General features: G+C 47.3%; 12 protein-coding genes. 6 read left to right on the plus strand and 6 right to left on the minus strand.

Annotated elements, in window-relative coordinates; all coding sequences use genetic code 11:
- Window positions 1-60 precede the first annotated feature (60 nt).
- The 6 genes from QUA07_RS29105 to QUA07_RS29130 form a co-directional block, all read right to left on the minus strand.
- Window positions 61-471, minus strand: a complete 411-nt coding sequence (locus QUA07_RS29105) for a Uma2 family endonuclease (protein WP_333332512.1) — start codon at window positions 469-471, stop codon at window positions 61-63.
- 160 nt (window positions 472-631) lie between these two features.
- On the minus strand, window positions 632-961 hold the full coding sequence (locus tag QUA07_RS29110) for a HesB/IscA family protein (RefSeq protein WP_006630924.1): 330 nt from the start codon (window positions 959-961) through the stop codon (window positions 632-634).
- Window positions 962-1,107: 146 nt separating this feature from the next.
- Complete coding sequence (locus tag QUA07_RS29115; RefSeq protein ID WP_333332515.1) at window positions 1,108-1,527, minus strand: phosphomannose isomerase type II C-terminal cupin domain; 420 nt, start codon at window positions 1,525-1,527, stop codon at window positions 1,108-1,110.
- Window positions 1,528-1,805: 278 nt separating this feature from the next.
- Window positions 1,806-2,795: a Fic family protein gene (locus QUA07_RS29120; protein ID WP_333332518.1), complete on the minus strand. Its 990-nt coding sequence runs from the start codon at window positions 2,793-2,795 to the stop codon at window positions 1,806-1,808.
- Between the two features lie 18 nt (window positions 2,796-2,813).
- Window positions 2,814-3,134 carry a DUF5615 family PIN-like protein gene (locus QUA07_RS29125; protein ID WP_333332521.1) on the minus strand — a complete coding sequence of 107 codons (321 nt, stop codon included), beginning with the start codon at window positions 3,132-3,134 and terminating at the stop codon, window positions 2,814-2,816.
- 3 nt (window positions 3,135-3,137) lie between these two features.
- On the minus strand, window positions 3,138-3,356 hold the full coding sequence (locus QUA07_RS29130) for a DUF433 domain-containing protein (protein ID WP_333332524.1): 219 nt from the start codon (window positions 3,354-3,356) through the stop codon (window positions 3,138-3,140).
- A gap of 196 nt (window positions 3,357-3,552) precedes the next feature.
- Here QUA07_RS29130 and gltB point away from each other — a divergent pair, with 196 nt between their 5' ends.
- The 6 genes from gltB to QUA07_RS29160 all read left to right on the plus strand — a co-directional run bounded on the left by gltB (window position 3,553) and on the right by QUA07_RS29160 (window position 9,907).
- Entirely contained in the window at window positions 3,553-8,139 is a 4,587-nt protein-coding gene (gltB, locus tag QUA07_RS29135; RefSeq protein WP_333332528.1) for a glutamate synthase large subunit, read from the plus strand.
- Between the two features lie 148 nt (window positions 8,140-8,287).
- A complete protein-coding gene (locus QUA07_RS29140) occupies window positions 8,288-8,791 on the plus strand; it encodes a GUN4 domain-containing protein (RefSeq protein ID WP_333332531.1) in 504 nt (167 codons plus the stop codon).
- Between the two features lie 39 nt (window positions 8,792-8,830).
- Window positions 8,831-9,178 (plus strand): XisI protein, encoded by a 348-nt coding sequence (locus QUA07_RS29145; protein WP_333332534.1) that lies wholly within the window; start codon window positions 8,831-8,833, stop codon window positions 9,176-9,178.
- A 6-nt stretch (window positions 9,179-9,184) separates the two neighbouring features.
- A complete protein-coding gene (locus QUA07_RS29150; RefSeq protein WP_333332537.1) occupies window positions 9,185-9,379 on the plus strand; it encodes a DUF4926 domain-containing protein in 195 nt (64 codons plus the stop codon).
- A gap of 118 nt (window positions 9,380-9,497) precedes the next feature.
- The gene (locus QUA07_RS29155) at window positions 9,498-9,752 is read left to right on the plus strand and encodes a hypothetical protein (RefSeq protein WP_333332540.1); all 255 of its coding nucleotides are present in this window, start codon (window positions 9,498-9,500) and stop codon (window positions 9,750-9,752) included.
- A complete protein-coding gene (locus QUA07_RS29160) occupies window positions 9,749-9,907 on the plus strand; it encodes a hypothetical protein (RefSeq protein WP_333332543.1) in 159 nt (52 codons plus the stop codon). Before QUA07_RS29155 ends, QUA07_RS29160 begins: the two co-directional genes overlap by 4 nt.
- The last annotated feature ends 35 nt before the right edge of the window (window positions 9,908-9,942 follow it).

The following is a 9,942-nucleotide window of genomic DNA, read 5'->3' on the forward strand; positions in this document are numbered from 1 at the left end:
AAACTTATATTTAACTCACCTTGAATATATCGATCGCTCCTGCTAGTGGTCTGCGATCAATTATTCAGCAAACCCTACTTCCGCTCCGAGTTCTAGGAAATTATGAATCTTTTTTTCTAGCGGTTTAATGCGATCGCTCTGTGATTTAATTTCTACTACCAAGTCTGGGACTAATTCTCCGAAATAACGGGGACTTTGCCTGAGACGTGCCGCTCGGACAAAAGAAACATCAGGTGCTGTAAGGTTAGCATCAGGTAAAATAAAGCCGCCTGCGGAGTCAAAAACTCGACCCAAACGGCGGGGATTCACCCAAACGAAGAGAAAGGCACTCAAGCGAATGCCAATTTCACTAGATACAATATCTGACGGGCCCACAATGATAATCTTCCCGCTTTGTAGTTCAACTTGGTAGTCTTGACCGGCTTCTTTGAAGGTTTTTTGGACTTTTTCTAAGTCTTTGAGTGTCATCATACGATTTTAGATTTTAAATTTTAAATTTTAAATTTTATAATTATCTGCAACTGACGCACTCTAAATCATATTGGTTATTGCTTATTTTGTCAGGTGCGTCAATCTATTTTAGATTTTAGAATTGAAGAATTATCTGCAACTGACGCACCCTACAGGTTGGTTATTCCTTAGCCGAAAATGAGTTGCCGCAGCTACAGCTTTGGGCGGCATTGGGGTTGTGAAATCGGAAACCTCCGCCCATCAAGTCTTCTGAATAATCCAAGGTGAGCTCATTGAGATATTTTAAGTGCTGGGGGTCGATCGCAACTTCAATTCCCTCCGACTCGCATACAGCGTCTTCTGGGGCTGGCGCATCGTCAAATGCCATTGTATAAGACAAACCGGAGCAGCCACTCGATTCCACGCCCAGACGAAATAAAGCATTGGGATTTGGATGCTTCGACTTGAGGCGCGTTACTTCTGTTGCTGCTGTTTTGCTCAGATGAATCATTATGAGTAATTGGTAAGTGGTAATTGGTAATTTGGAAGTAATGTTGAGTTTTGAAAATGTAGAATGTGCCTAGGCGTCTACCTTACCGGGATCATGTAAAGTGCGCCGGGCCGCGCACCTTACCCCTATATTTTTAGCAACTTGAGTTACTTAGCCTTTTCTGTACGGGCATAATCGTCTTGAAAGCGTACAATATCATCTTCTCCGAGATATTCGCCATTCTGCACTTCAATTAAAACCAGGGGGATAACTCCCGGATTTTCAAGCCGGTGAGAAATACACTGAGGAACGTAGGTAGACTGATTTGTAAACAGAACTTGTTCCGTTTCGCCACAAGTAACTTTTGCAGTACCTGAAACCACAATCCAGTGTTCGCTGCGGTGGTGGTGCATTTGCAGGCTGAGGCGGTGTCCCGACTTAACTTCGATCCGTTTAATTTTATATCCTGGGCCTTCTTCTAGAGTCGTAAATGAGCCCCAAGGCCGCAATTCTGTAGCGGCTATTCCGTTGGGTGCTGCAGGTGTGTGCAGGGTAGATACTTGAGAAATTTCTTGAATCTGAACCATGATTTTCACTCCTTGAGGATTCCTTGCTGAATCCTTTGGTAAACGACGTTGTTTTTTGAGATTAACTAATCTATAGTTAAAATCTAAGCCCACCTGCGGGGGCTGGTTAGCCGACTGTAGAGTTTTGCAAGAGTTGTGCTCAGCCCGATCGACTTGCCTTAACAACCATAGCAAAACCCACATAGCTGTTGTCACCTGTTATTTGATCGATCGCCCCAATCTACATCAAATCTTCATAGAAAGGGCGCTGGTTCTTGAATATTGATTAAAGGTGAATCCTAATCCAGCTCTTGAGACTGCTGTTGCAAAAATTCTAGCATCTCTTGATAGAAAGGCAGGCCTTGACCCTGGCTATCGCTGGCGGTTGCTAGGATTTGCAAGGTTTCGATCAGCGAGTATCGGGCCGCATCTACAATAATATCGAGGAGTGGATGAATCCCAGAACCATGCTGCTGTGCTTCGGCAATCGCATCGATGTAGGCAGCACGCACCTGGTTAGAGATAATGACAATGGGATATCCAGCCCGCAACAGCAGCAGATTCATCAATAACCGCCCGGTGCGTCCGTTACCATCCCGAAACGGATGAATCGAAACAAAGCGAAGATGTGCTTCGGCTGCAAACTCTAGCGGATGTAACGATCTAATTTTATCGCTGTTGAGCCATTCGATAAATTCCGGCATCAAACCCGAAAGCAAATAATGAGGCGGATAGAGGTATTCAGTACCGGCGACTTTGACATCTAACTGCCGATAGCGTCCAGCTTCCTCCGGGGCGTTAGCGAAGCCCTCGAAGAGGATCGCCCTTATAATTAAATTGTGAATTTGTTTAATTTCCCATTCACCGATCGCGGTGTCCGATCGCGTTAGCATTTCAATGTAGTCGATCGCATCTCGATGTCCGATGACTTCTAGGTGTTCGCGCAAAGTTTTGCCACCGACAGTAATGCCGGTTCCGAGGACTAATTCGGTTTCGCGTTGCGTCAAGGTGTTTCCCTCAATCGCATTGGAGTGATAAGTGAACCGAACGTCGTAAAGTTTTTTCAATTCTGCAACCAGGGTGGGAGAAAGCGGCCGAAAGCTATCTAACCACGCTTTGAGTCGATCGACTTTTTGCAATTTTTCAGAAATGCTCATTGCTGATGAGAAAGCAAAATGCTGGTGGAGAATGTCACCCAGACGCTGAGGATAAAGTCGGACTAACAGTGCGATAAAGTTATGATAGAGTTGATTGGCGATCGGGGATTGAGTAGTTGGGAATAACTGCATAGAGCGTATTTATTAAAACTATGCACTGAAAATCGTAACTTGTTCAGTAGTTGCCATTGCTAAAATCGCTAAAACTTTTGAAGCTAAAGGCTTCAAATCTGCCAAGCGATTAGATGGTGCTTGTAGAACAATTACCGCAATATCAAACTGTGGTAAATTTTGTTGAAATGATAAGTTGCGATCGACGGTGATGAAAACATCAAACTCTGCTTCTGCAAGTGCAATAAGTTGACCATTTTTTACACCTGCCCATCCCATTTGTGGAACTGTTTTTATCTCATAGTCAACAAATTCTCTGGCAAATTTGCGATCTATACACTCATCCAAAAGAAGCTTCATGGGTTATGCTACCATGCCAACGAGCTGTTTTTCTACCTGTTCCAGCAACGCGATAACTTGCTCTTTAGTTACGGTGGGACACCCATCTAAAAAATCATCAATGGATTCTCCTGCTTTTAGATAGTCCAGAAGTGTTTGTACCGGAACCCTCGTACAAGCAAATACTGGGGTCCCGCCCATAATCTCAGGAGATACGCTAATAATTGAAGAGTCTTTAAGCATAAATCTTTAACCTCCGGGTTCCATAGTTAAGTTATCGGCTTTAACTATTTTTTTACTCGGATCGAATAACTTTGGATTTTTTGGTAGCTCTACCCAATTGAGTAGATCCACATATAATACATGATACTAGAGCGATCGGCATCCCATCCTCTACTGTAGATCAACATCTTTTCGCCACTTTGACAGGAGCATCAAAATGAACAGCAACGGACTGCCACAAAAGCAAGGTCTGTACGATCCGCAGTTCGAGCACGACGCTTGCGGAGTCGGATTCATCGTACACATGAAGGGTAACAAATCCCACGAAATTGTCGAGCAGGCACTGACAATTCTCTTGAACCTCGACCACCGGGGCGCGTGCGGCTGCGAACCCAACACCGGAGACGGGGCGGGGATTTTGATGCAGGTACCCCACAAGTTTCTCAAGAAAGTAACTGCGGCCCTAAACATCGAACTTCCCGAAGCCGGCGAGTACGGCGTTGGCGCGATTTACTCGTCGCCAAATCGAACTGAACGCGAAAACGGCAAACGCATTTTTGAGGAAATCGCCGCCGAAGAAGGCCAGGAAGTGCTGGGCTGGCGCGATGTCCCCACCGACAACTCGTCCCTCGGCGACACCGCCAAATCTAGCGAGCCCTTCATGCAGCAAGTGTTCCTCCGGCGCGCCCCAGGTATCGATGAGGCGGCTTTCGAGCGGAAACTGTACGTCATCCGCAAACGTGCTCACAATGCCATCCGCAGGACTAACACCGACCCATACTGGTATAATTCCACACTCTCCTGCCGGACGATCGTCTACAAGGGTATGTTAATGCCGGTACAAGTCGGCGATTACTATCCCGAACTGCACGATCCCGACATGGAAAGCGCTCTAGCCCTGGTTCACTCGCGCTTCAGCACGAATACTTTTCCAAGTTGGGAACGATCGCACCCTTACCGCTACATCGCCCACAACGGCGAAATTAACACGATGCGCGGCAACATTAACTGGATGCACGCGCGGCAATCGCTGTTCGAGTCGGAACTATTCGGCGATGACTTAAAGAAAATCCCCAATTTAATCAATATCGAAGGCAGCGACTCGACGATTTTTGACAATGCTTTGGAATTGCTGAATTTGGCCGGGCGTTCTTTGCCGCACGCTGTAATGATGATGATTCCCGAACCTTGGACAGCCCACGAGTCCATGAGTGACGAGAAAAAAGCTTTCTACGAATACCATTCTTGCTTGATGGAACCTTGGGACGGCCCAGCTTCGATCGCCTTTACCGATGGTACTTCGATCGGGGCAGTGCTCGATCGCAACGGTTTGCGCCCTTCCCGCTACTGCGTTACCAAAGACGACTTGGTAATTATGGCATCGGAAGCCGGAGTTTTGCCGATCGCCCCAGAACGAATTGTATCAAAAGGTCGCTTGCAACCGGGGCGGATGTTCCTGGTAAATACCGAGGAAGGCCGCATCGTCTCTGACGAGGAAATTAAACATCAAATTGCCACAGAACACCCGTACCGCCAGTGGATCGACCAGCACATGGTCGAAATCGCCAAACTCAAAGATGCGCCTGCAGTAGCAGAATCTCATCCCGAAACATTATTGCAGCGGCAAATGGCCTTTGGGTACACCTTTGAAGAACTGCGGTTGCTGTTAGCGCCGATGGCGAAAGATGGCGTGGAAGCTGTCGGCGCGATGGGTGCGGATACGCCGCTGGCGGTGCTTTCCAATCGGCCAAAACTGCTTTACGAATACTTCCAGCAGTTGTTTGCTCAAGTTACCAATCCGCCAATTGATTCTATCCGCGAAGAAATTGTAACTTCTGCCGAAACTACGATCGGCGCTGAACGCAATTTGCTCAAACCGGAACCGGAAAGCTGTCATTTAATTGAACTGAAAACGCCAATTCTCAGCAATGAAGAATTAGCTAAGCTCCAACACGTAAATGAGGGCAATTTCAAGTCACTCACCGTGCCAATTTTGTTTGACCCCAAAAGCGGTGTAAAAGGTCTAGAACAAGCCTTAGAAGAGGTTTTTGCCACAGCAGACAGCGCGATCGCCTCCGGGGTAAATATCCTCATTTTGAGCGATCGGGGTATCAGTCCAGATAAAGCTCCAATTCCGGCGCTGCTGGCAGTTGCGGGCCTGCACCACCACTTGATCCGTAAAGGTACGCGCACGCGGGCGGGACTCGTTCTCGAATCCGGTGAACCGCGCGAAGTGCATCACTTTGCGACACTTATTGGATATGGTTGCGGCGCGATTAATCCGTATTTGGCCTTTGAGACGATCGCCGATTCGATCCGCGAAGGATTGCTGCTAAATGTCGAGTACAAAACAGCTTGCAAAAACTACATCAAAGCCGCAACTAAAGGGGTGACGAAAGTTGCCTCGAAAATTGGGATTTCCACAATTCAAAGTTATCGCGGCGCGCAGATTTTTGAGGCGATCGGCTTAAACAAATCCGTAGTCGATAAATACTTTGCTTGGACAGCCTCGCGGATTGAAGGCGTAGACCTCGAAGTCATCGCCCAAGAAGCAATTTTGCGCCATACCCACGCATTCCCCGACCGCCCAGCCAATGGACATACTCTCGATGTTGGCGGCGAATATCAGTGGCGGAAAGAAGGCGAAGCGCATTTGTTTAGTCCGCAGACAATTCACGCGCTGCAAAAGTCGGTGCGCGATGGCAGTTATACGCTTTTCAAACAGTATTCGGGGCTGGTAAACGAACAAAACCAGCAGCATTTTACCTTGCGCGGTTTGTTGCAATTCAAACAGCGGGAATCGATACCCATTGAGGAAGTTGAGCCGATCGAATCAATTCTCAAACGCTTTAAAACTGGGGCGATGAGTTATGGTTCGATTTCTAAAGAAGCCCACGAATCTTTAGCTGTGGCGATGAACCGCATTGGTGGCAAATCGAACACCGGTGAAGGCGGCGAAGATCCGGAAAGATATACTTGGACGAACGATCGCGGCGACTCGAAAAACAGCGCGATCAAACAAGTTGCTTCCGGGCGTTTCGGCGTTACCAGCTTGTACCTTTCCCAAGCGCGGGAACTGCAAATCAAGATGGCGCAAGGCGCAAAACCCGGAGAAGGCGGACAGTTGCCAGGTAAAAAAGTATACCCGTGGATTGCGAAGGTGCGGAACTCGACTCCGGGTGTGGGTTTGATTTCGCCTCCTCCTCACCACGACATTTATTCGATCGAAGATTTGGCCGAATTGATTCACGACTTGAAAAATTCCAACCGGGAAGCGCGGATTAGCGTCAAACTCGTGTCGGAAGTTGGAGTCGGGACGATCGCGGCCGGGGTTGCGAAAGCCCACGCCGATGTCGTGTTGATTTCCGGGTACGACGGCGGAACCGGCGCTTCGCCGCAGACTTCGATCAAACACGCGGGATTGCCTTGGGAATTGGGACTGGCTGAAACTCACCAAACTTTGGTACTCAACAATCTCCGCAGCCGGATTGTCGTGGAAACTGACGGTCAAATGAAAACTGGCCGCGATGTAGTAATTGCTGCACTGCTTGGCGCTGAGGAATTCGGTTTTGCGACCGCGCCGCTGGTGACATTGGGCTGCATCATGATGCGCGTTTGCCACCTGAACACTTGCCCCGTGGGCGTTGCAACGCAAGACCCGCTGCTGCGGAAAAACTTTACCGGCGACCCGCAACACACGGTAAACTTTATGACCTTTGTGGCGCAGGAAGTCCGGGAAATTATGGCGCAGTTGGGCTTCCGCACCCTGAATGAAATGGTGGGGCGGACTGATGTTTTGGAAGCGAAACAAGCTGTGGAACACTGGAAGGCTAAGGGTTTGGATTTCTCGAAAATCCTTTATCAGCCGGAGGTTGGGGCGGATGTCGGGCGCTACTGTCAGATGGCGCAGGATCACGGTTTGGAAAAGTCGATGGATATGACGGTGTTGTTGGATTTGTGCAAAGGTGCGATCGAAAACGGTGAAAAAGTCCACGCCAAACTGCCGATTACCAATGTCAACCGGGTTGTCGGCACAATTCTCGGCAACGAAATCACCAAACGCAACTGGGAAGGTTTGCCGGATGATACGGTGCACCTGCACTTCCAAGGCAGCGCTGGGCAAAGCTTTGGCGCATTCGTACCCAAGGGTGTCACCCTGGAGCTCGAAGGCGAAGCTAACGACTATTTGGGCAAAGGGCTCAGCGGCGGCAAGATTATCCTGTATCCGTCGCCAGCTTCTACCTTTGTCGCGGAAGAAAACGTGATTGTCGGTAACGTAGTGCTTTACGGCGCGACATCCGGCGAGGTTTTCATCCGAGGGATAGCGGGCGAACGTTTTGGGGTGCGTAACTCCGGCGTGAATGCAGTAGTTGAAGGTGTGGGCGATCACGGTTGCGAGTACATGACTGGCGGCAAAGTTGTAGTTTTGGGTGAAACCGGGCGCAATTTTGCTGCGGGTATGAGTGGCGGTGTTGCTTACATTTTGGATGAGGCGGGGGATTTTGCTACTCGCTGCAATATGTCGATGGTGGATTTGGAAAAATTGGAGGATGTTGAGGAAATTAGCGATTTGCGGCAGTTAATTCAGACTCACTTTGATTTGACTGGAAGTGCGAAAGCATCGAAGGTTTTGGCGGCGTGGGATGAGATGGTGCCGGTGTTTGTGAAGGTGATGCCGAGGGATTATAAGCGGGTGTTGCAGGCTATTGAAAGGGCGATCGCATCGGGTTTAAGCGGTGATGATGCGCTGACGGCTGCATTTGAAGAAAATGCTCGCGATGTGGCTCGGATTGGCGGCAGCTAGTATTAGTATGGGTGCGTTACGGCTACGGCCTAACGCACCCTACAAAACTATAATTAACTCAAGCATGGGTTTCTCGAAGCGGGCGCGAAGCAAATTCATACGGATCAAGTCAAATAATCTCATATTCAAAATATCTTGGGCGCTGACCATGAGTGATTTTCAATCTTTAAATTATGACAACCAATTTCTTAATCTAGCTTCAGAAAGCGGAGCTGATTACACTCTATTACGCAATTTTTTAGCAGAGGGCAAGTTTAAAGAAGCTGATTGCGAAACTAAACAAATTATACTTTGGGTAGCGTGCTGTGAAAAATTAGGCTATTTAGGGCATTCAGATTGGGTAAACTTTCCTTGTACAGACCTCCAAACAATTAACCAACTTTGGGTAAAATACTCAAATGAGCGTTTCGGATTTTCAGTACAAAGGTCTATTTGGCAAGAAGCGGGCCAAGATTATGACAAATTCTGCGAATACGTTAAATGGGATTCATTTAATAGTAGAATGACCTATGAACTCCGCGCTCCCCTTGGTCATCTTCCCCATACTTTTGTATATTGGTTAGGACATAGAAGAGTCATCGTCCCTGGTGGAAATAGCTGGGGATTGGGATTGCATTGGTTAGATTCCCAACTATCTGCTTGTCATCTATAAAATAATTATCGTAAATACAGAAGTAGAGAAAATTGTGCAATGGATCAACTAATCGAATATCCCAAACTAATCAAGCGTATTTTGACCGAGTATCTAGAATTGTGCAATAATCGCCCTTCTCAACAAGACATCGAGACATTCTTGATTGCAGACGAGCAAAACGGTCATTACATCTGGATGAATCTGGGCTGGCAAAAAGGCGATCGCATTACCGGGATGACTGTGTACGTTCGGATTCGCGATGGTAAATTCTGGATCGAGGAAGACTGGACAGAAGATGGGATTGCAACGGATTTGGTGCGTGCAGGAGTTCCCAAGGAAGATTTTGTGTTGGCATTTCACGAGCCTGGGATGCGGCAATACACCGATTTTGCAGTAGCTTCTTAGCACTTCATGAAATTTTATTCAGATGTCATCTTGCTGTGCGATCGCCCTGAAGAAAGACTTTATGCCGGCGATATCGGTACAGTTGTAGAACAACATCACGTTGAGGGGCTAGAAACAGGTTATAACGTTGAGTTCTTCGATCCGTTGGGAAACATTGTAGCAGTTGCCACGCTACCTGGAAGTTATTTGCGATTTAATTGAGCGATCGCAACCGCTCCACAAATCGAAATTGAACTCACCCCCGAATTGCTGTTGGGTCAACCGTTTGATATAATGTTGTTACTAGATTGTAGAATAGCAATCAAAAAAAGGGATAATTATGACCGTCGAACAAGCAATTTTGGAAAATGTGAAGGTCTTATCGCCAGACCAACAACAAGAAGTCTTAGCTTTCATCAAATTCTTGCAGTCCGATAAATGGGAACATATCTATAAAGGACGCTTCAAAGAACTGCAACAAGAAATTCGTCTGGGAAGGGATGCCGCCGGGCGAGGTGAAGTAATCGATTCTGAAGATATGTTTCGGAGTTTGCGCTTAAAGCTACAACAACGTCGCACGCAAGCAGATATATGAATCGGATTTGTAGATTTACAGTTCCGGCAAGTCGGGATATAGAAAGCATTATGGACTATATTGCCGATCGCAGCGGTTTTGATGCAGCAGAAAGCTTTCTGGACAGAATCAACAATATAGTAATTTCAAATAAATGTGAGACAAATGCAAGATGATGTAAAATTAAGAAAAATTGTTAACTCGGAGCCGA

The sequence above is a fragment of the Microcoleus sp. T3_A4 genome, from assembly GCF_036700465.1.
In the GTDB taxonomy this organism is placed as follows: Bacteria; Cyanobacteriota; Cyanobacteriia; order Cyanobacteriales; family Microcoleaceae; genus Microcoleus.